We start from the raw sequence: 23,944 nt of genomic DNA, 5'->3' as shown, positions 1-23,944 counted from the left end.
TCAACAGTAAACTCGACGTCATGGTCAGCCGTGAGGAGTCCGCCGCTTCCACCCGCCGGGCGTTGCTCGACGCCGCCGCGGCGCTGCTCGGTGCCGGCGGTGTCGAGGCGGTCACGTTGCGTGAGGTCGGCGCGCGGGCCGGCGTGAGCCGCGGCGCGCCGTACCGGCACTTCGCCGACAAGGAGAGCCTGCTCACGGCGGTCGCGTCCGAGGCGTGGGAGCGGGTGGGTGCCGACGTCTCCGCGTTGCGGTCGTCGTCGGAGCTCTCGGCGCCGGAGAAGTTGCGTGCCGCGCTGAGCGGGCTGATCGCGGTCGGCCGGGAGCAGCCGCACCTCTACCGGCTGATGTTCACCCAGCCCAGCGGGGATCCGACCGCGGTGGTGCGGGCGGCCGGGCGCAGCCAGGACGAGTTCCTCGCGATCGTCGCCGAACTGGTCGGGGAGAAGGACGCCCGCCGCTACGGGGCGCTGCTGATGACCAGTGCGCACGGCGTCACCAGCATGGAGGTCAGCGGTCACCTGACCACGGAGAAGTGGGGCACGTCCGCCGAGGAGCTCGTCGAGATGCTCGTCGGACTGGTGGCCGCGGAGGGCTAGGGGTCCTGCGCCCGGCGGATCGCGGCCTGGTCGCGGTCGGCGGACGCCTGGTCGCGGTCCCGGACGGCTGCCGCCCGGTCGCGCGCCGCCGCCTCGCGGTCGTCGGCCGCCGCGCTCCGATCGCGCGTTGCCTGACGTCGGGCCAGGCGTTGTTCGTGTAATTCCTGACGGATCGCGGCGCGGTCCCGCGCGTCCTGATCCCGATCCGGGGCGCCCCGGTCCCGTTCGGCCGCGGCGGACAGCAGTTCCTCGAGGTGGTGCGCCGCCTCTATCCGGATCCGCTCGCGGGCCACGGTGGCCGCGTCACGCTCCGCCGCGGCCACGTCCCGGGCGGAGGCGCGTGCGTCGCGCTGGTCGGCGGCTCGGTCGCGGGCACCCATCGTAGTCGTATCAGGTGGTGTGCGGCGTCCCGGTTCCCGCTTGACCGATTGCGTCAGTGATGGCTAACGTTAGTCATCGCTAACCTATCGATCGACCAAATCCTGAAGGCGCTGGCCGAGCCGCGCCGGCGCGAGATCCTGCAGCTCGTCGCACGGGACGAGCTGGCGGCCGGTGAGATCGCCGCCGCGTTCGACGTCACCCGCACGGCGGTGAGCCAGCACCTCTCCGTGCTCAAGGGTGCGGGCCTGCTGAGCGAACGCCGGGACGGCACACGCCGGCTCTACCGCGCCCGGCCCGACGGCCTCGACGCGCTGCGGCGGTTGCTCGACGACATGTGGGCGTCCTCGTTGGAGATCGCGCGCGGGTTGGCCGAGGGCGAGCAGGAGGTGCGCGATGCCGGCTGACCCGGTGGAGGCCCGGCGCCCGCCGGTTCGCCAGGCCACCGTCGTCCGGCGCGACGTCGCCGGCACGTTCTGGTCGTTCGTCACCACGATCGGCCAGTGGTGGCCGCTGCGCCCGATCTCGGCCGACCCCGCCCGGGCCGTGGACGTCGTCTTCGAGCAGCGCGTCGGCGGCCGCGTCTACGAACGCTGGGACGACGGCACGACCGTGCCGTGGGCCAAGGTCGTCGGGTGGGACCCGCCGAACCGGTTCGTCCTGACCTGGCGGATGACCGCCGCCGCTACCGAGGTCGAGCTCCGGTTCACCCCGCTCGGCCCGGGCCTGACGCGCGTCGAGGTGGAGCACCGCGGCTGGGAGGCGCTGTCCGAGGCCGAGCTGGCCCAGGACTGCGCGCTGCCGGGCGGCGGTTACCTCGGCGGCTCGTACAGCAAGGGGTGGACCTTGATCCTCGATCGATTCCGGGAGTTCACGTCATGATCTACGCGTATCAGCTGCGGTCGCCTCGGCCCACGTTCGTCACCGACATGACCGACGAGGAGAAGGCGGTGATGGCCGAGCACACCGAGTACTGGAAAGGCTTGCTCGCCGACGGTGTCGCGGTGTGTTTCGGCGCGGTGCTGGATCCGGCGGGTCCGTACGGCTTGGCCGTGGTGGAGGTGGGGGACCAGGCCGAGGTGGACCGGATCGCGGCGGCCGACCCGGCGGTGCGGGCCGGCCTGAAAGTCGAAGCCCACCCCATGCCCGGCGGGTTCGTCCGGCCTTGAGGCCTGATACCCGATTACTTCAGTACATGCATGTCGGAGTGGTTTTGGAACCCGCACTGCTTTAGCTTTTGAGCATGGCTGATTCAGACGTTGGTTCGAGCTTGCCGACGTTCGTCACCGTTCGTCTGGATGACGAGCGGTTGTGGGAGCTTCGCCGCTGGGCGACGGTGGGGGGCCGGAGCCTCGAAGACGTCGTGTTGGCCGCCATCGACGAATACATCACGCCGGTGGTCACCTGGCCTCGCGGAGGTGCGCTGACGTCCGATGCGCAGTCTCCGGCGAAGGGCGTGCATCTCCGGCTTCTTCGCGATTGAGGCCGGCCGCCCTACAGGCCGAGGCTGCGATCGACGTCCGCTCGGGGCCACACGGCGACCGGCTCCAACTGTTCGCGGATGAACGCCGCGTCCTCGGCGTCGAGGCCGTAGGAACCGTCGACGTCGTCACCGCCGGCGTAGGACGCGGTCCAGGCGATCCGACACGGCCCGGCATGGTCGCCGGGCGCGCCGCACACCGCCTCTCCGAGCGTCTCCTGCAGTCGCCGCGCCTGCTCGGCCGTGGCCAACACATCGATCACGAGGCGAAACGGTTGCCGTCCGTCCGGCGAAGAATCAGGCATTCCGCGACGTTACTGCGCCGTGGCGACCGCCAGAACGTGGACGCGGTAGTCCCTGTCGCCACGTAGTTGCTCGTCGTAGTAGCGCTGTTTCTCCGCGAACGAGCCGCCGGGCGTCGCCGGAATGAGCGGTTTGGTGCCGGACCTATCATGCGGAGCATGGCGCGCTACGTCGACCAGGATCTCCGCGGTGCCGAGTTCCGCGAATGTGATCTCACCGAGGCGCGCCTGGTCGGCGTCGTGCTGCAGGACGCCGTCATCGACGGGCTCGTCACCAACCTCGTCGTGAACGGCGTCGAGGTCACCGGCTACGTCGAGGCCGAGCTCGACCGGCGTCACCCGGTGCGGGTGCTCATCCGCTCCGACGACCCGGCCGACCTGCGCGGAGCCGCGCGTCAGCTGCGTGCCGACTGGGCCGCGACGCTCGAGCGGATCCGCCGCACGCCCGGCGTCGAGCGCCGCAGTGTGAACGACGAATGGTCGGCGGCGGAGACGATGCGCCACCTGGTTTTTGTCCACGACTCGTGGTTCCGCCGTTGTTGCCTGGGCTCGACCGACCGGTTCACCCCGATGGGCCTCGGCACGACCGTCGAGCCCTATCGCGGAGCGCACGGCATCGATCTCACGCTCGATCCGGCTTTCGACGAGATCGTGAAAGTCCGGGACGCCCAGGCCGCCGAACTCGAGGCCTGGCTCGACCGGGTCACCGCGGCGCAACTCGACGCGCCCGCGCCAATACCGGACGACGACGTCTGGCCGCCGTACGCCCGCGGCCGCTCGGTGCGGCAGTGCCTGCGCACGGTGCTCAACGAGACGTTCGAACATCACGGCTTCTGCGTCCGTGATCTGGACCTGATCGAGGCCCAGAGTTCCGAGTAAAGCCGCGGAGGATCTTACGATCGCGAAATGACGGATGACGGTCGGACGACGCACGTCTTGCCGGTTCTCGCGACGATCGCGGGTGTTGCCGGCCTCTGGTTCGACGGGATGCTGTATTTGACGCTCGGCTTCCAGACCATCGACGCGCCGGAAAGGTCGATGGCGTCGTTCTACTCGCCGACGAACTTCGACGCCGCACTTCTGCTCGGCCTGATCGCGATGACCGCGATCTGTCTGCGAACGGGATGGAAACTCTTCCGACGACCGGCCCGACGCAACCAGGCGACGTTTTTCTTCGTCCTCACGATCGGCGGAGCCGCTGCCCTGCCAGCACGGTTCGTCGTTGAGTCCCTGTGAGGGTGACGGGTCGGTGCTCGGCGATCGTGGCCGAGCCATTGAATTCAACTCGCCCTGAGCGCGCTGTCCACTAATTCGGAACCGAATCTCGACTTCACGCTGTTCGAGGTGGTGACATCGTCAGAACCCCGTCGCCTCGGCCGAACTGAGTGACGTGCAGCGCTTCCGAGCCGGGCCGATGTTCCGTGGTGAACACGATGGCGTTTAGCGAGCTACCCCAGGAAATGGGCTTCGAGCCGGGCGAGCACGACATCCGGGTCGAACGTGCTCCCTGGGTCTTCTGGGTGCGAGGGGTCAAACGCTACGAGTCGTTCACCCGCAGCGTGTCCGACGGAGACCCAACTGATCTGTCGGGCGTCGTGCTGATGGTGCTTTTCGGCCTGCTCTACGTCATTTTCGTGCGGTTCTGGGACCCTCGTGCACGCTGGAAGGTAGGCGTTCTGCGGGTCAAGGGGTCGCGATGGGGCCCGGTGGGTCGTATCAAGGTCGTCCACAAGGAGGTGCTACCCGCGGGCGTCGAGCCGGGCGTGCGGATAGGCGAACTGGTGGAGCGCGTGAGATCGGGCGATTTCGACACCCACGATGAACAGAGGCCCGAGGGAAAGCATGCTTGAGGAGCCGCGGTGACAGGCTTTGTTGATCCACGTGCGGTGTTGCAGGACACCCTGCGGAAGGAAGAAGCACGCCTCCGTGTGGAGATGGGGATAGACGAGCGCTCCAGCCGCTTCCAACGGCTCCGCTATCGCGTCGCGAGGTGGCGTCTACATGGTCGGTTGCGTCGTGGCGCACGGGGAGCGGCGTGGTGACGCCAGTTGATTTGCCCGAGGAGCTCGATGCGTGAGTGGAGACCGGATGCCATGACCAAGCGGGGTGGAGCGGGACCCGATCGGACGACACTGCGTGTCGGTAACCCCGGCCAGCTCTTGGCGGGTCACGCAGTCCGATGGTGGCGAGTCGAGCGGATTCTCGATCTCCCGACGATGCTGGACCTCTCCCGGACGGCGGACGTGGTCGTTCGTCAGTTGAGCATCGGACCGGTAGAGACTCTCAGCGCCGACGAGCGATCGGCCGCTCGGCAATGGCTTCCCACATCAAATGATGTGCGCTATACGGCGGACCGTTACACCGACGAGAACGGCAAGACGCTGTTGTTCCTTCAGGGGCATTGCTGAAATTTGGGCTCGCCGCGCCGCAGCCGCGGCAACAGACGAACTGACTGAGCGAACGGGCGACCCGGTTGAGCCGCACCGCCCGGTAGGCGATTCACTGCGTCAGCGCACGGCGCCCCGGACCGGCCGGCACGATCCCGATCGGCACGACAGCCCGTTCGTCGGCACGAGTTCTGGAATCGGCCGGATGGCAGCCCTCGGCAGCGCCACCGCCCCGCCCAGAACGTGCGGCCATTGTTCCGGGAGACGAACGCGGCGATGGTCACGCGCCGAGCCGGCGTCAAGGGTGGAAGGGACATGACCACTGAGGATCAGCAGTCGGCCGAGGAACGTCGGCGCGGTCGGTTAAGGTGACACCAGCGTCGCGTGCCGGTGGCAGATCGTGTCAGGCATGGAGGCGCCGGACCGAAGGAGCGCGACGTGATCTCGTCGTTTCCTTCGCCCGTCACCCGTGGGTGAGGGCGAGAAGACCAGGCTGGTGGCCTGGAGCACCGAACTTCGAACCGTGCACGAGCGGCTGCGGAATGCTCTGCGCGTGACGCGGGAGACGTCGAACGTCGACGACCTGCTGCTGTTCTGCCACGGCTTCTGCGCCGCGTTGACCGGGCACCACGAGGGCGAGGACCGCGAACTGTTCCCGGCGATCGCCGAGCAGCACCCCGAACTGCGCGACACCCTCCGCGCCCTGCAGCAGGACCACTCGATGATCGGGCACCTGCTCGGCGGCCTGCAGGCCGCCGTCGACCGCTCGGCGCCTCCCGCCGAACTGACGAATCACCTCGAGGGGGTGGCCGCGATCATGGAATCCCACTTTCGCTACGAGGAGCGCATGCTCCTGACGGTCCTGGAGACGCTACGGCTGGACGCCCATCCGAGCCAGGTTCTCGGTCCGCTGTAGCGGGCAGCCAGGGGCCAATGCGGTGGACGCCAGGTACCCGATCTCGATCGGACACGAGAGCCCGTCCAGCCTGCGGATGTAGTACCAGGATCACGAGACAGCCGAATGCCAGGTGAGGAACGATGGACGAGGGCAGCGCTGCGGATCTGATCCGCCTGGCCGACGAAGAGAGCAGCGTCGTGGTTCGAGTTCTCGGCCGCACGATGCCCGGGGTGCTGACGCTGCACGATCACCTCGATGCCGAGATCGTCGTCCTGAGTGGGTTCGCCCGGGGGCGCTTAGAGGTGTGTTTGGCCCCGAACGACTTGGACGATTGGGCCGACGTGCTGGGCGAGGCAGCCGCTGGGCGGAACGCGGTCTGGATGGACGATGGACGGAACCCCCAGATCGGGCTCGACGTGTCGGACGAGGACGGGTTCATCGTCGTTTCGGTGGAGGACGTAGCCGTCTCTGGTACATCGGTTCGGATACCGGTGCGCCTGTCCGATGGATGGGCTGATGACCACCACGAACGACTGCGCCGTGTTCGTGCTGTCTGGCCTCGGGAGGTCGAGAGCCCCTTTCCCGGTGCCTACCAGTGGCGGCGCAGCTGAGCCCGCTGCGCCGCGGTTGCAGTACCTCTTTGAGTTCTTCGACGGCGAGCGGTAGTGCTGGGGGTATACGTCCTGGCGGCTGGGCGAGGAGTGGTGTCACCACCGAAATGCAGTGCAAGACATTCGATCGGGGGTGGGAGCAGCAGTGGGCGGTCTTAGCGGCAGGTCACCGGATGAATTGCGTGAATTCCTAGCCGAACACACCCGGGAGCGCTCCAGCGCAGCCACCACACCGATCGGCGGGATCGATCTGGCCAGGTACCTCGAACTGGCCCATCTCGTCTGCGGGTCGATCCTCGTCCCCGGTCAATTGCTGGAGGCTGCGGTGAGACTAACCGGCCGCGGCGGCGTCATGATCGAGCTGCGGTTCCCGGCCCACGCGGGTGGTCTCCTGACGCAATACAGTGCCGAGCCGAATCTCCGATACGACGCGCTTGCGCTGTTCGACAATCTGGCGGTCTGGGCTGAAGACCACGCGCTGGAGGAACGAGTCCGGAGGTGCCCACTGAATGGGCATCGGGATTCATGGACGATTGGTCAGACTTCGGGCGTCGACGAGGTGGATCCGACGGGTATGGCCGTGTGGCGCGTCTGCGAGTCGTCCGGGCAGCCGATTGCACCGTTCTTCGGTCTGCCCGATGCGCCAGCTCCAGCTGAGCTGGGTGACAAGGCGGCCGGATCGGGGTCATAGTCGGTGTCTGCGTCTCGGCAGGCAGGCTCGGCCGACGAGCGCGTTGACCGAGGCAGCGGCGACGAAGATGGCCAGCACGCCGCACGTTCCTATGCGCGTGGACCACTCATCGGTAGGAGCGAGACCGGCGACGAAGCTGTTGACCCACAGCGCGGGGTAGATCAACACGCCGATAGGAAGGGTCAACGCCCAGCCGGTGAAGTAGAGGATCGGGGCGAGCGGGCGGACGTCCTGGAAGGCGAGGGCCGCTCCGACCAGAGTGGCCACGGCAAGGACGTAAGCCGTAGCGACAGTGGCGGACCGCCCACCCGGGAGACGCATACACGCCATCATCCGACGCCCCGGTTGCAGGGACGGGCGGCCCGATCGCATGCAAGGTTCAGAGAGAGACGTCGGTCGGGGCCGATGCCGAAGGGTTCGGTGCACTCCTCGCGACATGAAGTTCGGCGGCTGGGAACGTGTTGACCGGCGCTTACACTCCACGTATGGCAGACCAAGCGGCGGCCTGGCTGTCCAGTGACTGCCCGGTGCCGAGCTCGGTCCTAGTACTTCACCGCGTCAGCGCGTGGCGCATGGAGCCTCGACCGAAGGCTGGGGTGGCACTTTCCCGATCCCGGTCGGGCACGAGAGCCCGTTCGGCCCGTGACTGCAGCACCGGTTCGGGTTGTTGACGTCGCTCAAACACTGCTGGTCTCAGCCGCCGAACGATGTGCGTCTTCGCGGACGACGACTGGGCTGCGAACGACGAGGAGTGGCGCTTGGCGAGCGTGGCTACTAGGCGCGGAGTGCTCCGCGGGACAAGGCGGCGGTGACGGCGGCGGTTCGGTCGTTCACGCCCAGTTTCATGAACGTGCGTAAGAGGTGGGTTTTGACCGTCGCCTCGCTGATGAACAGCACGCGCCCGATTTTCGCGTTGGACAGGCCCTGGGCGACGAGGCTGAGCACCTCGACCTCGCGCGGGGTGAGCTGTTCGGCGGGCGAGGTGCGCCGCCGGTCGGCCAGTCGCGCGGCGACCGGTGGGGCGAGGACCGACTCGCCGCGGGCCGCGGCGTGGATCGCGGCGACCAACTGGGCGAGCGGCGTGTCCTTGAGCAGGTAGCCGGCCGCGCCCGCCTCGATGGCGCGCAGGATGTCGTCGTCGGTGTCGTAAGTGGTGAGGACCAGGACACGCACGCCGGGGACGCGGGTGACGATGCGCGCGGTCGCGTCGGCGCCGTCCATGCCCGGCATGCGCAGGTCCATGAGGACCACGTCGGGGCGCAGGGTCGCGGTGAGGGCCAGGGCCTCGTCGCCGGAGGCCGCCTCACCGACGACGTGCAGGTCGTCGGACAGGTCGAGCATGCCGCGCAGACCGACGCGGACCACCGGATGGTCGTCGACGAGCAGCACGCGGACCGTCACGGGGAAGACTCCGGCGGTGACGTCGCAACCGGGGGTGGCAGTTCCACCCGGACCGTCGCGCCCTCGCCCGGCGCCGAGACGACCGTGCACGTGCCGCCGAAGCCGATCGCGCGGCTGCGCATCCCGGCGAGGCCGTAGCCGTCGTGCGGGCGATCCGGTTCGAAGCCCTGGCCGTCGTCGGTGACGGCGAGCGCGCCGGAGGAGAGCACGATGCGGACCGACGACGCGTTCGCGTGCCGCCGCACGTTGGTGAGGGCCTCCTGGGCGGCCCGCAGGAGCACGGCGTCGTGCTCGGGGGACCCGCCGTCCGCGGGCTCGGCCAGCTCGACGGTCACCGGTACGCCGGTGTCGCGGGTGTGCCGCTCGGCCAGCCGGGCCAGGGCCTCGGCCAGGCCGTGCGCGCTGAGGTCGGGCGGGCGCAGTGCGGCGACCAGGGAGCGCGCCTCGGCGAGGTTCTCGCGGGCGGTGCGCTCGATGAGGTCGAGCTGGTCCGGCACCGGTGCGGCGTCGCGCTCCAGGGTCATCCGGGCCGACTGGGTGAGCATCAGGATGCTGGTGAAGCCCTGCGCGAGCGTGTCGTGGATTTCGGCCGACAGCCGCTGGCGCTCGGCCGTCATGCCGGCCGCGTGTCGTTCGCGGGCGAGGGCGGCTCGGGTCTCGGTCAGCTCGGCGATGAGCGCGCCGCGGGCGCGGCTCTGCGTGATGAGCGCGGAGATGAAGCCGCCGATCAGGACGGCCGACAGGATCGGCACGACCACCGTCAGCAGGAGGGCGAGCGCGGTGGCGGTGGAGACCCCGAGGTGGACGAACGTGCCGCCGAGGATCACCGCGGCGAGGACCCCGAGGGCGATCAGTCGGTTGCGCCACCGGCCGAGCAGCAGGAACACGTGCAGGAAGAGCACCGAGAGCAGGAACAGCGCGGTCATCGACACGACGACGAGTCCGGCGAAGAGGGCGAGCTCCCCGGCGAGCTGCACCCTGGCGCGGCGCTCGTCGGGGCGTCCGATCAGGCGGGCGCCGATCGAGCCGTACCAGAGGAGAAAAGCGCACAGCAACAGCGACGCCAGCAGACGCGCGCGTGTACTCAGCGCGTCGTCGACCCAGACCAGCACACCGGTGGAGACCGGCACGACGACCGCCACCGCGTGCCAGCCGGCGTGGAACCGATCCCAGACGTGCTCGCCCAGCGGCGCAGCGCTCAACGATCCTCCCGGCCGGTCCAGCGGAACGTGAGCAGGCACAGCGCCAGCCCGACGATCACCCAGACCCCCAGCATGAGGGCAACCCGGTCCAGCTCCCAAGAGCCGGCCGCCTCGTTCACGGCGAACGAGTCCGGCAGGAACACCGAGCGCATGCCCTGCGCCATCCATTTCAGCGGGAAGACCGCGGCGACCTGCTGCATCCAGCCGGGCAGGTCGGTGAAGACGAAGAAGACGCCCGAGATGAACTGCAGCACCAGCGCCACCGGCGTGACCACGGCAGGCGCCCGCTTCGCTTCCCGCGGGACCGAGGAGAACGCGATCCCGCACAGCGTGCAGGCGGCGATGCCCAGCAGCGACACCCAGAGCAGCGTGAACCACTGCCGGCCGGTCGAGGGCAGCGTCACGTCGAAGAACGCGGTCGCGATGGCCAGCATGACGGCGGTCCCGACCACCCCGACGAGGTACACCATGACGACCTTGCCGATGAAGTACGAGCTGGCCGGCATCGGCATTCCGTAGAGACGCTTCAGCACGCCCCGGTCCCGCTCCACCGGAATCTGGATCGCGAGGGTCTGGAAGCCGTTCGTGAGCTGCGCGGCGGCGATCATGCCGGGCACGAAGTACTGCGTGAGCGTCACCCCGGGAGCCGCGTCCGCGCCGCCGAAGACCGACCCGAACACGACGAGCAGCAGGATCGGCAGCGCGAAGGAGAAGATGACCGACTCGCGGCCGCGGAAGAACTGGCGCACCTCCAGGCCACTGCGTAGCAGCCCGAGACGTAATGTGAGGGTCATGCCGTCTCCTGGATCATCGAGAGGTACGCGTCCTCCAGCGACGGTCGGGTGACCGTCAGCTCCGGCACCTCACCGCCGAACCGCGTGACCAGGTCGGCCACGAACGTCGCCGGGGTGTCGGTGTCGTGCTCCTGCGGCCCGTCGGGGGTGGCCCAGCGCACCTTCGCCGCCGCGGTGCCCCGACCCCCGAGGGTCGCCGGCGTGGCGACCGCCACCAGCCGGCCGCGGGCGATCACGCCGACGCGGTCGGCGAGGGTCTCCGCCTCGTCGAGGTAGTGCGTGGTGAGCAGGATCGTCGTACCGCCGGCGGCGAGATCCCGGATCAGCTCCCAGAACTCGCGCCTTGCCTGCGGGTCGAAGCCGGTCGTCGGTTCGTCGAGGAACAGCAGTTCCGGCCGGCCGATGATGCCCAGCGCCACGTCGAGCCGCCGCCGCTGCCCGCCGGAGAGCACCCTGGCCCGGTCCTTGCGTTTGTCGAGCAGCCCGACCCGCTCGATCACCTTCATCGGCTGGTCAGGGTGGGGGTAGTACCGCGCGAAGTGTTCCACGACCTCCTGCACCGAGAGATCCTCGAATTCGCCGGTGGACTGCAGCACGATCCCGATCCGCGCTCGCCAGTCCAGCGTGCGCCGCTGCGGATCGACGCCGAGCACGCTGACGTCGCCGCCGCTCCGTTTGCGGTATCCCTCGAGCATCTCGACGGTCGTGGTCTTGCCGGCCCCGTTCGGCCCGAGCAGGGCGAACACCTCACCCCGCTCGACGGTGAGGTCGAGCGAGTCGACTGCGTGGTGGGTGGCGTAGGTCTTGCGCAGGCCCTTGGTCTCGATGGCGAATGCGTCGGTCACGACCACGATCGTCGTGGCTCGTCGGGGTCACCGGGTCAACCGATCGATGGACGCGCACGTAGCCGCCGCGCGGTAGGAGTTGGGTCGACGATCGTGCTACTCCTCAGTGCGGTAGTCGAATCGGTAGCTTCTGGGTGATCTCCTCGGCGGGCGTGGCGCGGTTGCCGGTCGGCGCGGCGAGGTTTCCTGGCCACCAGTTGAACGGTCCGAGGAGCGCCATCGCGGCCGGCAGCACGAAGATCCGAATCACCACGGCGTCGATCAGGATCGCGGCGGCCAGGCCGACCCCGAGTTGCTTGAACTCGATCAGGCTGAGTGTTCCGAAAATCGAGAACACCCCGACCATGACGAACGCGGCGCTGGTGACGACTCCGGCGGACCCGGTTATTCCCTGAGCGATCGCCGCTCGGAGCGGGACCCGTCGGACGGCTGCTTCTCGGATCCGGCTGACGACGAACACGTGGTAGTCCATCGACAACCCGAACAGGACGACGAAGAGGAAGAGCGGGAGCCAGGAGACAACCGCACCCGATGATCGGAAGTCCAGAACGGATTCTGCCCAGGTGTGCTGGAACACGCCGACCAGCACTCCGAACGCCGCGGCGGCCGAGAGCAGGTTCAGCGCCACGGCGGTGACGGCGATCGCGAGCGAGCGGAAAGCCCAGGCCATCGCGACGAACGTGAGGGTCAGCACGAATCCGAACACCCACGGTGTACGCCGTTTCAGGTGGTCCGTGAAATCGAGGCTCTGGCCGACCTTCCCACCGACTCCGCTCTCGAGGTCGGGCGTCCCGTCGAGCGACTCCGGCAGCCAGGAGCGCAGCGTCCGCAGCGACGTGGCTGCTTGCTCGCTCCGTGAGCCGAACGGGGTGCCGACCGTGAGCACGTGCACGCGGGCGTCGCCGGAAACCTGGAGCTGGGGTTCACGGTCGTGCGCGAACAGGTCGCTGGCCTCGACCCGATCAGCGAGCAGCTGCAGAGCGGTTCGGACCTCCGGCGCCGCGTGGGCAGGCGCACGCACGGCCACCACGTGCGTCGTCCCCTCGCTCGGGAACGCCGTCCTGACGTGCTCGAGCGCCTGTACCACCGGGATGTCGCGCGGCAGATCGTCGGTGCCCGGCTGTTTCAACGTCATGGTCAGCGCCGGGGCGGCGAGAAGAAGCAGGAGCCCGACCGACACCATCAACGTTGTCGCCGGGTGACGCAGTGACGGCGTGAGCAGCCGCGGCCAGAGCCGGGGCTCACCCGAGCGGACGGACAACCGCCAGAGGACCGGCACTCGGAGCCGATCGACCCAGCCGCCCAGCCTCGCGAGCAGAGCGGGTACCGCGATGAGCGAAGCCAGCACCGCGACGGCCACCACGATGATCGAGCCGGTGGCCAGCGATCGGAACGTCGCCTGACCGGCGAGGTAGAGCCCGCCCATCGCGACGATCACGGTGGCGCCCGAGACCACGACCGTGTGCCCTGACGTTTGCGCGGCGATTCGAACCGCGTCGGGACGGGACACGCCGTTCCGTAGTTCCTCGCGCTCCCGCGAGAGGTAGAAAAGCGAGTAGTCGACGCCGACGGCCATCCCCATCAGGAGAACGACGCTGCTCACCAGGCTGGTCGCGGGTAGCACCTGGGAGGCCAGCGAGGAGAGACCGAGCGCGGCGCCGACCGAGGTGAGCGCGACGACAACCGGCACGCTGGCGGCGACGAGCGCTCCGAAGACGCCGAGCAGAATCACGAGCGTAAGTGGGACACTGACGAGTTCGGCCCGGGTGAAATCCTCGCCCAGCGTCTCGGTCAGTCCCTTTGCCGTCGATCCGGTTCCGACTTGTTCGATGCGGAGCGAGGGATGAGCCGCCTGGGTTCGCGCACTGACCGCCAGTAGAGGTTCGACGCGGCGATCAGCAGTTTCCGTATCGCCGGTCATCACGACCGGGACGAGCAGGGCGCGTCGATCAACCGACGGAATGGCCTCACCGACTGATTCCACCTGGGGGAGAGAGCGCATTCCCTCGGTCAGGTCATCGACCGCTGCGCGAGCGATCCCCGAGTCGAGCGGCCCGTTCCGGGCGGTGACGAGGATGTTCTCTTCCGGCTTCTCCGGGAAGTGCCCGGACGCCACGATGCGGCTGACCAGACCGGACTCCCCGACGCCGGTCTCGTCGTCCGGCACGGAGTTCGTGCCGACCGCGTTCCCCGCGACGATCGCGAGCGCCACGAACGTAATCCACAGGGCGATCGCCGCCCACGAATGCCGTGCGCTCCAGAGGGCGATCCGTGCGGTCCAGGCTTTCTTGCTCACCGTCGTACGTCCTTCCCGCCGCTGTTACCGGGCTTGATGTGCGGGAAGGACGCTATTTTCGCGCTCGGGGCGCGGGCGCTGGGGATCGCCATCGAGTTCCCTGGGGCAAGCCACAGCCTCGCTACTGCGGAGGTCCCCACCAGGGTCGGACACGTTGACCGGAACCGCGATCGAGACCTGGGCCGTGGTCGCCCGTCCAGCTTGCATGAGGGCTCGCCGCTTGGTCCTCGCCGCGGCGACGGACGCGGCTGCGACGAGGTGGGAGCGAGGACTTGCCGCCTCGGGCGAAGGCGCAATTGCCACGGTGCGTGCGCTGCGCAATGTGGCATTCTCCGCTGCGGCAAAACCCGCCCCGACGGCACGCCGTGCAACGCGCACATGCGCCGGTGTGGTCGGAAGTCAAGTGGCACCGGATCGGTCGCCTACTCGGTGTCGATCTACTCGACTCCGAGGACGAAGAACCCAAAGCGCGCGGGCCGGATGACGCCAGCGCGGATGATGCGGCGTGAGAGCCGGAGCACGTACGCTCCGGCTCGACGTCATGACGCCACGTCGAGTTCCACCAGCAGTTTCTCGATGCGCGCACGAATCTCGTCGCGGACGTGGCGTACCGTCTCGATGCCCTGTCCGGCGGGGTCGGTGAGGTCCCAGTCCTCGTAGCGTTTGCCCGGGAAAATCGGGCAGGTGTCGTCGCAGCCCATGGTGATGACGACGTCGGAGGCTTGGACAGCGTCGACGGTGAGGATTTTCGGCGTCTGACCCGTGATGTCGATGCCGACTTCGCGCATGGCGTCGACGGCGACGGGGTTGATGGTGTCGGCGGGTGCGGAGCCGGCGGAGCGCACCTCGACGGCGTCTCCGGCCAGGTGGGTGAGCCATCCGGCGGCCATCTGGGAGCGGCCGGCGTTGTGGACGCAGACGAACAGGACGCTGGGTTTATCGGCCATGGTGGGGCTCCTCGGGTCAGGCAGAGCGGACGGCGTGGGCGAGCCGGTCGACGCGCTCGGCGATCTGCTGATAGGCCTCTTCGAAGGCCGCGTCGGTATCGACTACGGCGGGGTTGGGAACCGACCAGTGCAGCCGGTCGGCGGGCTCGGCGAGTTCCTCGTGCGCGTTGTCGCAGACGGCGACGATCAGGTCTCCCGTGCGCACCACCTGGTCGAGGTGGGCGGTTGCGGTGGTGTCGAGATGCAGGCCATGTCGACGACCGACCTGAACCGCCCGGGGATGGACGCGGGCCGCCGGGTGCGTCCCGGCCGAGGCAGTGGGCACCGGGCTCACGCGTGCCCAGGCGGCGGCGGCCAGCTGCGAGCGGGCGGAGTTGTGAGTACAGACGAACACGACTCGCTCGGTGCTGGCTTCGTCGAACGTCGTTATGGGCGTGGTCAGGCGCGCGACCTGTTCGTCATCGAGAGCGAGCCGCAGATAACTGCGCCGTCGGTCGCCTTCCGATCGTCCGCGGTGGATCAGCCCGGCCTCCTCCAGTACGCGGAGGTGATGGGCGAGGAGGTTCGTCGGCATTCCCAGCTGGGTGCTCAGCTCGCCGGGTGACGCGTCACCGAGGGCGAGGCGGTCGGTGATCGCCAGGCGGACTGGCTCCCCGAGCGCAGCATGCATCGCTGCGCGGCGCTGGAAGTCTTCGGACGTCCGAGGCACCGACTCACCTCAATCAATATTGACTCAATGAAACTTGAGTCAAGTATGGTGTGCCCATGTCAGGAGTCAAGTCGCTGGGGCGGACGCTGCTAGCGGAGGGCCTTGGTAGTGCATTGCTGGCTGCCCTGGTCGTCGGATCGGGGATCGCTGCTCAACAGCTGTCCGACGACGTCGGGCTGCAATTGCTGGAGAACGCCGCAGCGACGGCGGCCGGCCTGTTCGCGATCATCCTGATGTTCGGACCGGTCAGCGGCGCGCACTTCAATCCGGTGGTCTCGCTGACCGACGCCGTGCTCGGCGCACTGCCCTGGCGGACCGCGGCTGCGTACGTCCTGGTGCAGTTGCTCGGATGTGTGGCTGGCGCGGTGCTCGCCAACGTGATGTTCGCGCAGCCTGCCGTCAGTATCAGCAACACGGAGCGAGCGACCGGCCCGCACTTGCTCGCCGAGGTCGTGGCCACTGCCGGACTGGTGTTGGTGATCTTTTCGCTGGCTCGTTCGGGCCGGGCGTCCATCGCGCCGGGCGCGGTCGCGGCCTACATCGGCGCGGCGTACTGGTTCACGTCGTCGACCAGCTTCGCGAACCCGGCGATCACGGTCGGCCGGATGTTCTCGGACACCTTCGCCGGCATCGCTCCCTCATCGGCTCCCGCATTCGTCGTAGCGCAACTCGCCGGAGGCGCGCTGGGTGTCGTGCTGGTGCGCGTGCTCTACCCGGGGCTCACCTCGACCGAAGCTGCGGACGCTGTCGTCCCCAGCGAGAACAGCAAGCTATCGCTCAGCCGTCCGTCGGGAGCCTGAGAACGTCGCGGCGGCGACTGCTACGGCTCCGACTATGGCGAGGGCACCGAATGCAATCGGGTAACCGCCGAGGACTCCGGCAAGCCAGGCGCCGAGGAATGGCGCCAGCGCGGAGGCGAGCATCTGCGGGGCGTGGAAGAGGCCGTTGAGGCGGGCGTATCGGGCGGTGCCCCATCGGTCGGAGACGGCGGTCGCGGAAAGCAGGGTGGCCAGTCCGCGGGCGTTTCCAGCGATCAGCGCGACGAACAGCAGCACCAGGTAGGGGCCGGGCAGAAGCGCAAACAGGCCGGTCGTGATCGCCGCTCCGGCGAAGATCGCGGCAGTGCGGAGCGTGAGGCCGGTGCGGCGGGTCAGCGTGGCGTATCCAAGCCGTCCGAGGACTTGTCCGACGCCGCCGATGCCCAGCGCCCAGGAAGCTGCGGTGCTGTTGTACCCGCGATCGTGCAGCAGCGGCACGAGGTTGATAACGGTGGCGTAGAGGCACACCGTGTTGATCGTGAACGCGGTCGCCAGCAGCCAGAACTGAGGCCAGTGCACGGGCCGTACGTCGGCCGGGTCCGCGGACGACTCGTTCTCTACGGGGCGGGGTGACGCAGGTGGCCACGCCGGACGGAGGCCGAAGTAGTGGGTCGGCACGGTGAGCACCGCGAGCACGACGGCGAGAACGAGGTAGGTGCCTCGCCACGAGAGGTGAGTGTCGAGGGCCGCGGTCAACGGCGCGAACACCGTGCTTGCCAGGCCGGCAACCAGCGTGATCGCGGTCAGCGCGCGCAGTCGCCGAGGCCCGAACCAGACGGTGACAGCGGCGAAGGCCGGCGCGTAGAGGACACACGACATGGCCAGCCCGGCCAGTAGCCATCCGGCGACGAAGATCGGCAGTGACGGCGCCGAGGCGATGAGGACGACGGCACTGACCGCGAGTAGTGAGCCACCGGTCATCAGCCAGCGCGGTCCGTGGCGGTGCATGATTCGACCCACCACGATTCCGGCCAGCGCGGAGACGACGAGCGCCGCTGAGAACGCGGCCGTGATGGTCGGCGTCGACCACCCGGTGTTGGTGGTGATGCCGGCCGCGAGCACGGGAAAGGCGTAGTAGAGGACGCCCCACGAGACGATCTCGGTCAGGCAGAGCACACCCAGCGCCCAACCCAACGCCCGTCCGGTCGGCATGGTGCTCGGGGCCGTGGTGCTGGGCCGGGCTGAGCGCTGGGTCATCGATGATCTTTCGTGCTCGTGCTTGAGGTCAGCGTCCTGGAGCAGTCAGCTGAATGAGCTCGGGCGCCGCGGAAGCGGGACCGCAGCATCCACCCGATGATCCGGCCGGGTCGTCGAACGCACCGCTACCCCCGCAGACGCCGGTGTCGGGCAGCACCAGTTCGACGCGTGCGGCGGCCTCGTGGTCCCCGGCCAGCTCCGCGGCGACCGAGCGCACCTGCTCATAGCCAGTCATCGCGAGGAACGTCGGCGCACGACCGTAGGACTTCATCCCGACCAAGTAGAGGTTTTTCTCGGGGTGGGACAGGTCGGCCGCACCGGTGGCGCGGACGTCACCGCAGCTGTGGATGTTCGGGTCGACTTCGGCGGCGATCCGCACAGGTGCCTGGAGGGTGGCGTCGAGTTCCAGGCGCATTTCGGTGAGGAACGACAGGTCCGGACGGAACCCGGTCAGCACGATGACGTGGTCGGCCGGCGCTAGCTCGCGTCCGTCTTCGCCGCGTAGTACCGCTCGTCCGTCGGCGAGTGTGACGGCGTCGGTGCGGAATCCGGTCACCAGTTCCACGAGTCCCTTGTCTACAGCGGCCTTCGCGCCGAGACCGAGGGCGCCGCGCTCAGGCAACTGGTCGGCCGCTCCACCACCGAACGAAACACCGCTTCCGCCGCGACGAACCACCCACGAGACCCGCGTCCCGGGGTTCGTTTCGGCGATCGCACCCAACTGGATCACTGCCGTCATCGCCGAGTGGCCGGCGCCGACCACCACGAGGTGGCGCCCGGCGAAACCGTCGGCCTGCTCGGGCGTGGGTGGGAGGTACGTGATCACTCCGGCCTCGGCCGCTGCCCGTTCTCCGATGGCGGGGAGTCCGTCCGCGCCGGCCGGATTCGGTGAGGTCCAGGTTCCGGAGGCATCGATCACCGCGAGGGCGTCGATCTTGCCTTCGCAGCCTCCGGCGGTCGTGACGTGGACGGTGAACGGCTGCTCGTCTCGGCCGGCGTCGATCAGCCGGTCACGGCCCTTACGAGAGACGCCGGTGACTCGTGCTCCGGTCCGGACGAGGTCGCCGAGAGCGGCGGCCAGTGGCGCCAGATACGAGTCGATCCACTCTCCGCCGGTGGGGTAGCCCTCGGTCGGCGCGGACCAACCGGTCGGCTCCAGCAGTCGAGCAGCGGCGGGGTCCACCAACTCGTTCCACCCGGAGAACAGCCGGACGTGCGCCCACTGGCTCACCGCGAAGGCCGGAACGGGACCGGCTTCCAGCACCAGCGGCGTCAACCCGCGCTCGCGCAGGTGAGCCGCAGCTGCGAGTCCTTGCGGACCCGCGCCGATCACGACGACCGGAAGATCAGACACCCCGCACCTCCATGCATCGAAGAACTTGAATGCGTCCTAGCGTGCCGCTCCCATCGACAACTGTCAATGCGAACTGGCAGACTGATGTCATGGCTCTTCGTACGGCACTCCCCCTGGCGATGGATGCCTGCTGCTCACCGGTGACTGGCGGCGTGCTCGATGAGGATGCCGCGGCGGCGCTCGCGCGAGTGTTCAAGGCGCTCGGTGATCCGACCCGCGTACGACTCGTGTCGCTGATCGCCGCGTCGGAAGGTGGCGAGGCGTGTATCTGTGACCTCACCGAGCCGGTGGGACTCGCGCAGCCGACCGTGTCTCATCACATGAGGCTGCTCGCCGAGGCCGGCCTGGTTGTCCGTGAGCAGCGAGGCAAGTGGGCGTACTACCGCCTCGTCCCCGAGGCGCTCGGGGCCTTGTCGCGCGCACTCGCTCCGGTTCCTGCCTGATCCCCCGAGCGCCTCCGGCCGCGTTCGCGCGGTGGGGTGGCGCGTCAGCGCCGGGGCATCGAAAGCGCGCTAGGTATCAGCGGCAACGTCGCCCCTCATTGGGATGAGTGGGCGGAAGAGATCAAGTAGCGTCACCGTGACGAAAGCGAAACGGGCGGCCCGACGTGTAGTCGGACCGCCCGCGGCGATGCGAAGAGCTAGCGCGCTAGTGCGCGGCGCCCGGAGCCTCGATCGAGGTCTGAGCCGGCACGTTCCCGATACCGATGGGGCAGCTGAGCCCATTCGGCCCGTGGTTGCAGTACCCGTTCGGGTTCTTGGCGTCGCTCAAGTACTGCTGGTGGTAGTTGTCCGGCTCGATTTAGCCCGTAGGGGTTGCGCGGCTGGATGGCGCAGACGGCTGCGGTGGGGTTGCCAGGCTGAGATGGGAGAGCTCCCCGCCCGCGCGCCATGCGAGCAGGCGCGGCCCTAACTCTGGGTGCTCCAGCGATCGGTTGTCACTGCGGCGTCAGCTCGCGGCCAGTGCCGGGGGGGAAGGTAGTTAGCTTGCGGTTCCGCAAGCCATCGTCAAACAACCGTCAAACAAACTTGGTGACATACATGCTGGTCAGGGCCTCGTGAGGCGCGCGTGGCGTCTCATGGCGGCCAGCTCATCAAAGGAAGCGTGCCACTCATCAGCCAGCCTCCGTCTCACAGAGTGCTGGAAGCGGCCCAGCTAGGCACATACTCGCGAAGTCTCAGGGGTGCGTGAGGGTCGCGTAGCGCAATCATCCCGTCCTCTACCGCCTCTTTGATGAGGCGGGAAGCTTTGGCGCTGTTTTGTTGGCTGATTCCGAAGCGTTCGCGTATCGACGTATTTGTTACTTTCTGGCGACTCACGTAACGCAAGCAAGTGTGCAGATAGACAGCTCGAACGCGGTCGGATCGATCCATGTCCTTCAAGGCTCGATAGCTGAGAAGAGTTACGCGCGTATGATCGTTGTCTACCTCGATCAGCGGCGCGGGGAGTTGGTGAAGCTCAATTTCGAGTCCGATCTTGTCCCATCCGCTGCCCCGTTCTTCGCATATTCCGCCCCGGCGCATTATCGTGCCGAGTCGTTCATTCCGAGAGCGGGGAGGACTGTCGATGAAGCGCAGCGGATCAATAAGAGGCAAGCCAGGGTTTGTAATCTCGATCCTGTCATCAAAAATCTCTACCATCGGACCTGCGCCGGTGATCGAAAAGTCCTGATGTATCAGCGCGTTGGCGACCAACTCGCGGATCGCCAACTCCGGGTACATCTTGACTGTCTGCCGCAAAGCCTGCCCGACCACCTCATTTGAAGGCAGTAGGCCATTTATGTACGAGATTAGTCCAGCGAATCCGGCGGCGTACCCGTGAACGCCTAGTTGCTCTTTGACGGTTGCAACTCGGCTGTTACTCGAGTACTGAATAACTCTCACGGCTTTTCGTCGAAGCGACGGGAAGTCGTCGAGCCTTTTTGCGAACAGAATCCCGCCAAGATTGGTAATGCTGAGTCGGCCCGAGTCGTCGCGGGAAATGAAGCCCTCGACGGATAGTGTCGAAATGATTCCGCCGCGATCTTCCGGCAGCGGCAGTGCCATCAGATCGAAGTAGGCGGGGTAGTCGAGCAACTGCAAAACTTCTGACTCGGTCAGGCGGTCGGTCGCTGTCCCATCTTCGAACGAGCCTAGAACGAACTGCTTCCAAAGGCGGCGGGCGGTTTCGGGATGTTCCGCTAGCTTCTTCTTGTACGAACCGATTCGTATGTACTCAACCCGCTTGAAGGCGACCGGCTGAACCTCTGCATGGCCGATGATCAACAAGACGATCGGGAGTCCATCGACTTCTACCTCATAAAACTCGAAATGTACTTGCGGCGACAGGTGGCGGAGTAGCCAGTTAGCAAGGTGCTCATTTCCTACCTTCTCTTCGTGTGGCCGAAAGCTAGTTCCGACTAGGCGCCGTGTCTTGTCCTCGACGCCCCACAGAACGTATCCGCGGTCACGCCCATCGAGGGCGGCCGAGTTCGCGAGAGCGGAGACGTATTCCCCGATCTGTTCATGAGAGGAGTTATTGTGCTTGTACTCCACCCATTCTGTTTCGCGTGGTAGATCGATCAACTCGCGAACGAGGCTCATCAACCAGTCGTATGCCCGTTCGGGGCTCACTGCTGCTCCTCGGTCGCTCGGCAATCTGGTGGAAGACTAGACCAAACGAGCTAACCAGAGATGGTCGTACACAGTCCTACGGCTGGCCGCGTCGAATGATCGTGCAAGTAAGCAGCAGTGATCGACGGGGGCCGCTAAGCACACAGGCGGCCCGACTGCTCGTCGGACCGCCCGTCGTCGTGCGGAGTGCTAGTGCGTCATCGCGTCAGTGCGCGGCGCCCGGAGCCTCGATGGAGGTCTGCGCCGGCATGTTCCCGATCCCGATGGGGCAGCTGAGCCCATTGGGGCCGTGGTTGCAGTACCCATTGGGGTTTTTTGCACTTGAGAGATACTGCTGGTGGTAGTTCTCGGCGTAGAAGTACTCGCCGAGAGGGGCGATCTCGGTGGTGATCGTGCCGAAGCCACCCGCCGTCGCTACCGGCTGGAAGGCCTCCAGGCTCGCCTTCGCGGTCGCGGCCTGGGCGTCGGTGGTGGTGTAGATCGCCGAGCGGTACTGGGTGCCTCGGTCGTTGCCCTGGCGCATGCCCTGCGTCGGGTCGTGGTTCTCCCAGAACGCCTTGAGCAGCGTCTCGTAGGAGACCTTCGCGGGGTCGTAGACGACGAGGACGACCTCGGCGTGTCCGGTCAGGCCGGAGCAGACCTCCTCGTAGGTCGCGTTGGGCGTGTAACCGCCCGCGTAGCCCACGGAGGTGGAGTAGACGCCGGGAATCCGCCAGAAGATGCGCTCGGCACCCCAGAAACAGCCCATTCCGAAGACGGCGGTCTCGTAGCCCTCCGGCCAGGGGCCGGTCAGGGGGGTGTCGAGGACGGTGTGGCGGGCGGCGACCGGCAGCGGCTGCGCCCGGCCGGGGAGTGCGTTCTCCGCGGCGATCAGCTCGGACTTGCTGCGGCCGAACAGCATGGTTTCGCCTCCTGCGATTCAAGTGAGCCGGGCGGCCCGGCTCACGTCCATCTCAACACCGGAAGCCGACCGGGTGTTCCGGGGATCCTCCACCACCGCGAGAAACGCCGCCGCCAGCCGGTCGACGGCCTCGTCCGCCGACGAAGGTTCCAGCGTGTACGGCAGGCGGACGTACCGCTCGAACGCGCCGTCGAGCCCGAACCTGGGCCCGGCGGCGAGCGCGACCCCGTGCTGCTCCGCCGCGATCGCCAGCGACGACGAGACCGGCGCGCCGAGGTCCACCCAGAACGCCAGGCCGCCGGCCGGTGAGTTGAGCGTCCAGGACGGGAGCCGGGTAGCGAGCCGTGACCGCAGCCGGGCCCGCGCGTCCCGGAGCCAGGCGCGCCGCGCGGATACGACCTCGAGCGTGCGCGGCACCAGCGCGGCCGCCATCAGCTGCTCCAGGATGGGGCTCGAGAGGTCCATCGACGCCCGCGCCGCGCCCACCCGCCGCACCATCGCCGGGGTGGCTCGCAGCCAGCCGACACGCAGCCCGCCCCAGAACGCTTTGCTGGTCGAGCCGGTGGTGAGCACCGCGTCGAGGCCCACCGGCGTCACCGGGGGCCGGTCCAGCCAGAGCTCGGCCACGGTCTCGTCGACGACCAGGGTGGTGCCCGACCGCGTGGTCGTCTCCACCACCGCGGCGCGGTCCGCGGCCGACATGTAGAAACCGGTCGGGTTCTGGAAGTCCGGCACCAGGTAGACGACCCGCGGGTTGGCGTGCCGGATCGTCGCGTCGAACATCTCCAGGTCCCAGCCGTCCGGCCCGAACGGCACCGGCACCGGGCGGCAGCCGGCCCAGCGGATGGCTTCGAGCGCGTTCGGGTAGGTGGGGTGCTCGACGACGACGCGGTCGCCGGGTGTCGTCAACGCGCGCAGGGCCAGCGCGAACGCGTGATGGGCGCCGCCGGTGACCAGGATCTGGTCGGGGGTGGTCGGCACGCCGCGCGCGGTGTACCGGTCGGCGACGGCGCTCCGCAGCTCGACCAGCCCGAGCGGGTCGTAGCCGTGCGTCGGCAGGAAGCGGGCCAGCTGGGTGACCGCGGTCTCCGCCGCCGCGTGCAGGTACTCCTCCGGTGCCGGCGCCGCGGCGTGCGCCAGGTCGAGCAGCCCGTCCCCGAGCGTCGCGACCGGGCCGGCCGCGGACACGCCGGCCGGTGGCAGGTGCGTCCAGGTGCCCGAGCCGCGGCGGCTGACCAGGAAACCGTCCGAACGGAGCCGTTCGTACGCCGCCGCGACGGTGGTCCGCGACACTCCGAGCGCTTCGGCGAGTTCCCGCTCCGCGGGAATCCGGGTGTGCAGCGGTACCCGGCCGTCCAGGATCAACAGGCGGAGACGGCTGGCCAGGCCGGCGTGCGCGGTCGGCAGTGGCCCGTTCCGCCAGTCACCGAGGAGGCGGACCAGATGGGCGCCGTTGACCCGGCGATCGGTGGTCACCAGTCCACTATCCCGAAATTGGCTATTGGATAGAAGGCCAATTGGAGTA

Annotated in this window: 29 protein-coding genes and 1 pseudogene; 14 read left to right on the top strand and 16 right to left on the bottom strand. The window is 68.1% G+C overall.

Annotated elements, in window-relative coordinates; all coding sequences use genetic code 11:
• Positions 1 to 20: 20 nt before the first annotated feature.
• Positions 21 to 596, top strand: coding sequence for a TetR/AcrR family transcriptional regulator (locus ABD437_RS31235; RefSeq protein ID WP_344652536.1), 576 nt, complete (start codon positions 21 to 23; stop codon positions 594 to 596).
• Here the strand turns inward: ABD437_RS31235 and ABD437_RS31230 are convergent.
• Positions 593 to 976, bottom strand: coding sequence for a hypothetical protein (locus ABD437_RS31230; protein WP_344652535.1), 384 nt, complete (start codon positions 974 to 976; stop codon positions 593 to 595). The two genes, ABD437_RS31235 and ABD437_RS31230, sit on opposite strands and share 4 nt — an antisense overlap.
• A gap of 90 nt (positions 977 to 1,066) precedes the next feature.
• On the opposite strand from ABD437_RS31230, the gene ABD437_RS31225 reads away from it, so the two are divergent.
• The 4 genes from ABD437_RS31225 (at position 1,067) to ABD437_RS31210 (ending at position 2,457) form a co-directional block, all read left to right on the top strand.
• Positions 1,067 to 1,381, top strand: a complete 315-nt coding sequence (locus tag ABD437_RS31225; RefSeq protein WP_344652588.1) for an ArsR/SmtB family transcription factor — start codon at positions 1,067 to 1,069, stop codon at positions 1,379 to 1,381.
• On the top strand, positions 1,371 to 1,856 hold the full coding sequence (locus ABD437_RS31220) for an SRPBCC domain-containing protein (RefSeq protein ID WP_344652534.1): 486 nt from the start codon (positions 1,371 to 1,373) through the stop codon (positions 1,854 to 1,856). The genes ABD437_RS31225 and ABD437_RS31220 overlap by 11 nt, the downstream gene beginning before the upstream one ends.
• Positions 1,853 to 2,143: a YciI family protein gene (locus ABD437_RS31215; RefSeq protein ID WP_344652533.1), complete on the top strand. Its 291-nt coding sequence runs from the start codon at positions 1,853 to 1,855 to the stop codon at positions 2,141 to 2,143. Before ABD437_RS31220 ends, ABD437_RS31215 begins: the two co-directional genes overlap by 4 nt.
• Positions 2,144 to 2,217: 74 nt before the next feature.
• Positions 2,218 to 2,457, top strand: a complete 240-nt coding sequence (locus tag ABD437_RS31210; protein ID WP_344652532.1) for a hypothetical protein — start codon at positions 2,218 to 2,220, stop codon at positions 2,455 to 2,457.
• An 11-nt stretch (positions 2,458 to 2,468) separates the two neighbouring features.
• Here the strand turns inward: ABD437_RS31210 and ABD437_RS31205 are convergent, their stop codons facing one another.
• A complete protein-coding gene (locus tag ABD437_RS31205) occupies positions 2,469 to 2,717 on the bottom strand; it encodes a hypothetical protein (RefSeq protein ID WP_344652531.1) in 249 nt (82 codons plus the stop codon).
• Positions 2,718 to 2,906: 189 nt separating this feature from the next.
• Here ABD437_RS31205 and ABD437_RS31200 point away from each other — a divergent pair, with 189 nt between their 5' ends.
• From ABD437_RS31200 to ABD437_RS31170, 7 genes are all read left to right on the top strand, one after another.
• Positions 2,907 to 3,635 carry a DinB family protein gene (locus ABD437_RS31200; RefSeq protein WP_425558286.1) on the top strand — a complete coding sequence of 243 codons (729 nt, stop codon included), beginning with the start codon at positions 2,907 to 2,909 and terminating at the stop codon, positions 3,633 to 3,635.
• A 57-nt stretch (positions 3,636 to 3,692) separates the two neighbouring features.
• A complete protein-coding gene (locus tag ABD437_RS31195; RefSeq protein ID WP_344652529.1) occupies positions 3,693 to 3,992 on the top strand; it encodes a hypothetical protein in 300 nt (99 codons plus the stop codon).
• A 188-nt stretch (positions 3,993 to 4,180) separates the two neighbouring features.
• Positions 4,181 to 4,606 (top strand): hypothetical protein, encoded by a 426-nt coding sequence (locus tag ABD437_RS31190; RefSeq protein WP_344652528.1) that lies wholly within the window; start codon positions 4,181 to 4,183, stop codon positions 4,604 to 4,606.
• A gap of 243 nt (positions 4,607 to 4,849) precedes the next feature.
• Positions 4,850 to 5,164 (top strand): hypothetical protein, encoded by a 315-nt coding sequence (locus ABD437_RS31185; protein WP_344652527.1) that lies wholly within the window; start codon positions 4,850 to 4,852, stop codon positions 5,162 to 5,164.
• 448 nt (positions 5,165 to 5,612) lie between these two features.
• Entirely contained in the window at positions 5,613 to 6,059 is a 447-nt protein-coding gene (locus tag ABD437_RS31180; RefSeq protein WP_344652526.1) for a hemerythrin domain-containing protein, read from the top strand.
• Between the two features lie 122 nt (positions 6,060 to 6,181).
• The gene (locus ABD437_RS31175; RefSeq protein WP_344652525.1) at positions 6,182 to 6,652 is read left to right on the top strand and encodes a DUF5959 family protein; all 471 of its coding nucleotides are present in this window, start codon (positions 6,182 to 6,184) and stop codon (positions 6,650 to 6,652) included.
• 145 nt (positions 6,653 to 6,797) lie between these two features.
• Positions 6,798 to 7,343 carry a hypothetical protein gene (locus ABD437_RS31170; RefSeq protein ID WP_344652524.1) on the top strand — a complete coding sequence of 182 codons (546 nt, stop codon included), beginning with the start codon at positions 6,798 to 6,800 and terminating at the stop codon, positions 7,341 to 7,343.
• Here the strand turns inward: ABD437_RS31170 and ABD437_RS31165 are convergent.
• The 8 genes from ABD437_RS31165 to ABD437_RS31130 form a co-directional block, all read right to left on the bottom strand.
• Positions 7,338 to 7,610 (bottom strand): hypothetical protein, encoded by a 273-nt coding sequence (locus tag ABD437_RS31165; protein WP_344652523.1) that lies wholly within the window; start codon positions 7,608 to 7,610, stop codon positions 7,338 to 7,340. The genes ABD437_RS31170 and ABD437_RS31165 overlap by 6 nt on opposite strands.
• Positions 7,611 to 8,117: 507 nt before the next feature.
• Positions 8,118 to 8,744: a response regulator gene (locus tag ABD437_RS31160; RefSeq protein ID WP_344652522.1), complete on the bottom strand. Its 627-nt coding sequence runs from the start codon at positions 8,742 to 8,744 to the stop codon at positions 8,118 to 8,120.
• The gene (locus ABD437_RS31155; protein ID WP_344652521.1) at positions 8,741 to 9,946 is read right to left on the bottom strand and encodes a sensor histidine kinase; all 1,206 of its coding nucleotides are present in this window, start codon (positions 9,944 to 9,946) and stop codon (positions 8,741 to 8,743) included. The genes ABD437_RS31160 and ABD437_RS31155 overlap by 4 nt, the downstream gene beginning before the upstream one ends.
• Positions 9,943 to 10,740: an ABC transporter permease gene (locus ABD437_RS31150; RefSeq protein ID WP_344652520.1), complete on the bottom strand. Its 798-nt coding sequence runs from the start codon at positions 10,738 to 10,740 to the stop codon at positions 9,943 to 9,945. The genes ABD437_RS31155 and ABD437_RS31150 overlap by 4 nt, the downstream gene beginning before the upstream one ends.
• The gene (locus ABD437_RS31145; protein WP_344652519.1) at positions 10,737 to 11,585 is read right to left on the bottom strand and encodes an ABC transporter ATP-binding protein; all 849 of its coding nucleotides are present in this window, start codon (positions 11,583 to 11,585) and stop codon (positions 10,737 to 10,739) included. Before ABD437_RS31145 ends, ABD437_RS31150 begins: the two co-directional genes overlap by 4 nt.
• A 103-nt stretch (positions 11,586 to 11,688) precedes the next feature.
• On the bottom strand, positions 11,689 to 13,881 hold the full coding sequence (locus tag ABD437_RS31140) for an MMPL family transporter (RefSeq protein ID WP_344652518.1): 2,193 nt from the start codon (positions 13,879 to 13,881) through the stop codon (positions 11,689 to 11,691).
• 539 nt (positions 13,882 to 14,420) lie between these two features.
• On the bottom strand, positions 14,421 to 14,828 hold the full coding sequence (locus tag ABD437_RS31135) for an arsenate reductase ArsC (protein WP_344652517.1): 408 nt from the start codon (positions 14,826 to 14,828) through the stop codon (positions 14,421 to 14,423).
• 16 nt (positions 14,829 to 14,844) lie between these two features.
• Complete coding sequence (locus ABD437_RS31130; protein WP_344652587.1) at positions 14,845 to 15,498, bottom strand: arsenate reductase/protein-tyrosine-phosphatase family protein; 654 nt, start codon at positions 15,496 to 15,498, stop codon at positions 14,845 to 14,847.
• Between the two features lie 95 nt (positions 15,499 to 15,593).
• Here ABD437_RS31130 and ABD437_RS31125 point away from each other — a divergent pair, with 95 nt between their 5' ends.
• Positions 15,594 to 16,337, top strand: a complete 744-nt coding sequence (locus ABD437_RS31125; protein WP_344652516.1) for an MIP/aquaporin family protein — start codon at positions 15,594 to 15,596, stop codon at positions 16,335 to 16,337.
• On the opposite strand, the gene ABD437_RS31120 is transcribed toward ABD437_RS31125, so the two are convergent.
• Positions 16,308 to 17,507 carry an MFS transporter gene (locus tag ABD437_RS31120; protein WP_344652515.1) on the bottom strand — a complete coding sequence of 400 codons (1,200 nt, stop codon included), beginning with the start codon at positions 17,505 to 17,507 and terminating at the stop codon, positions 16,308 to 16,310. The two genes, ABD437_RS31125 and ABD437_RS31120, sit on opposite strands and share 30 nt — an antisense overlap.
• 73 nt (positions 17,508 to 17,580) lie before the next feature.
• Complete coding sequence (locus ABD437_RS31115) at positions 17,581 to 18,906, bottom strand: NAD(P)-binding domain-containing protein (protein ID WP_344652514.1); 1,326 nt, start codon at positions 18,904 to 18,906, stop codon at positions 17,581 to 17,583.
• Between the two features lie 89 nt (positions 18,907 to 18,995).
• Here ABD437_RS31115 and ABD437_RS31110 point away from each other — a divergent pair, with 89 nt between their 5' ends.
• Entirely contained in the window at positions 18,996 to 19,349 is a 354-nt protein-coding gene (locus tag ABD437_RS31110) for an ArsR/SmtB family transcription factor (RefSeq protein ID WP_344652513.1), read from the top strand.
• Between the two features lie 205 nt (positions 19,350 to 19,554).
• On the opposite strand, the pseudogene ABD437_RS31105 reads toward ABD437_RS31110, so the two are convergent.
• The 4 genes and pseudogenes from ABD437_RS31105 to yczR form a co-directional block, all read right to left on the bottom strand.
• Positions 19,555 to 19,698: pseudogene (locus ABD437_RS31105) on the bottom strand (peptide-methionine (S)-S-oxide reductase MsrA); the annotation flags it as partial.
• A 338-nt stretch (positions 19,699 to 20,036) separates the two neighbouring features.
• Positions 20,037 to 21,518, bottom strand: coding sequence for an ATP-binding protein (locus tag ABD437_RS31100; protein WP_344652512.1), 1,482 nt, complete (start codon positions 21,516 to 21,518; stop codon positions 20,037 to 20,039).
• Between the two features lie 205 nt (positions 21,519 to 21,723).
• A complete protein-coding gene (gene msrA / locus ABD437_RS31095) occupies positions 21,724 to 22,419 on the bottom strand; it encodes a peptide-methionine (S)-S-oxide reductase MsrA (protein WP_344652511.1) in 696 nt (231 codons plus the stop codon).
• A gap of 18 nt (positions 22,420 to 22,437) precedes the next feature.
• Entirely contained in the window at positions 22,438 to 23,895 is a 1,458-nt protein-coding gene (yczR, locus tag ABD437_RS31090) for a MocR-like transcription factor YczR (RefSeq protein ID WP_344652510.1), read from the bottom strand.
• Positions 23,896 to 23,944: the final 49 nt, after the last annotated feature.

The sequence above is a fragment of the Cryptosporangium japonicum genome (assembly GCF_039524755.1).
GTDB classification, from domain to species: domain Bacteria; phylum Actinomycetota; class Actinomycetes; order Mycobacteriales; family Cryptosporangiaceae; genus Cryptosporangium; species Cryptosporangium japonicum.
Note: the sequence above shows the minus strand (reverse complement) of the source record. Positions and strands in the feature narration are given on the sequence as shown.

Excerpts from the sequence above, each read along its gene's own strand:
- ABD437_RS31235 (WP_344652536.1), top strand. The coding sequence starts at position 21 with ATGGTCAGCCGTGAGGAGTCCGCCGCTTCCACCCGCCGGGCGTTGCTC.
- ABD437_RS31150 (WP_344652520.1), bottom strand. The coding sequence starts at position 10,740 with ATGACCCTCACATTACGTCTCGGGCTGCTACGCAGTGGCCTGGAGGTG.
- ABD437_RS31215 (WP_344652533.1), top strand. The coding sequence starts at position 1,853 with ATGATCTACGCGTATCAGCTGCGGTCGCCTCGGCCCACGTTCGTCACC.
- ABD437_RS31230 (WP_344652535.1), bottom strand. The coding sequence starts at position 976 with ATGGGTGCCCGCGACCGAGCCGCCGACCAGCGCGACGCACGCGCCTCC.
- msrA (WP_344652511.1), bottom strand. The coding sequence starts at position 22,419 with ATGCTGTTCGGCCGCAGCAAGTCCGAGCTGATCGCCGCGGAGAACGCA.
- ABD437_RS31125 (WP_344652516.1), top strand. The coding sequence starts at position 15,594 with ATGTCAGGAGTCAAGTCGCTGGGGCGGACGCTGCTAGCGGAGGGCCTT.
- ABD437_RS31200 (WP_425558286.1), top strand. The coding sequence starts at position 2,907 with ATGCGGAGCATGGCGCGCTACGTCGACCAGGATCTCCGCGGTGCCGAG.
- ABD437_RS31130 (WP_344652587.1), bottom strand. The coding sequence starts at position 15,498 with ATGCATGCTGCGCTCGGGGAGCCAGTCCGCCTGGCGATCACCGACCGC.
- ABD437_RS31135 (WP_344652517.1), bottom strand. The coding sequence starts at position 14,828 with ATGGCCGATAAACCCAGCGTCCTGTTCGTCTGCGTCCACAACGCCGGC.
- ABD437_RS31175 (WP_344652525.1), top strand. The coding sequence starts at position 6,182 with ATGGACGAGGGCAGCGCTGCGGATCTGATCCGCCTGGCCGACGAAGAG.
- ABD437_RS31185 (WP_344652527.1), top strand. The coding sequence starts at position 4,850 with ATGACCAAGCGGGGTGGAGCGGGACCCGATCGGACGACACTGCGTGTC.
- ABD437_RS31110 (WP_344652513.1), top strand. The coding sequence starts at position 18,996 with ATGGCTCTTCGTACGGCACTCCCCCTGGCGATGGATGCCTGCTGCTCA.
- ABD437_RS31220 (WP_344652534.1), top strand. The coding sequence starts at position 1,371 with ATGCCGGCTGACCCGGTGGAGGCCCGGCGCCCGCCGGTTCGCCAGGCC.
- ABD437_RS31120 (WP_344652515.1), bottom strand. The coding sequence starts at position 17,507 with ATGCCGACCGGACGGGCGTTGGGTTGGGCGCTGGGTGTGCTCTGCCTG.
- ABD437_RS31210 (WP_344652532.1), top strand. The coding sequence starts at position 2,218 with ATGGCTGATTCAGACGTTGGTTCGAGCTTGCCGACGTTCGTCACCGTT.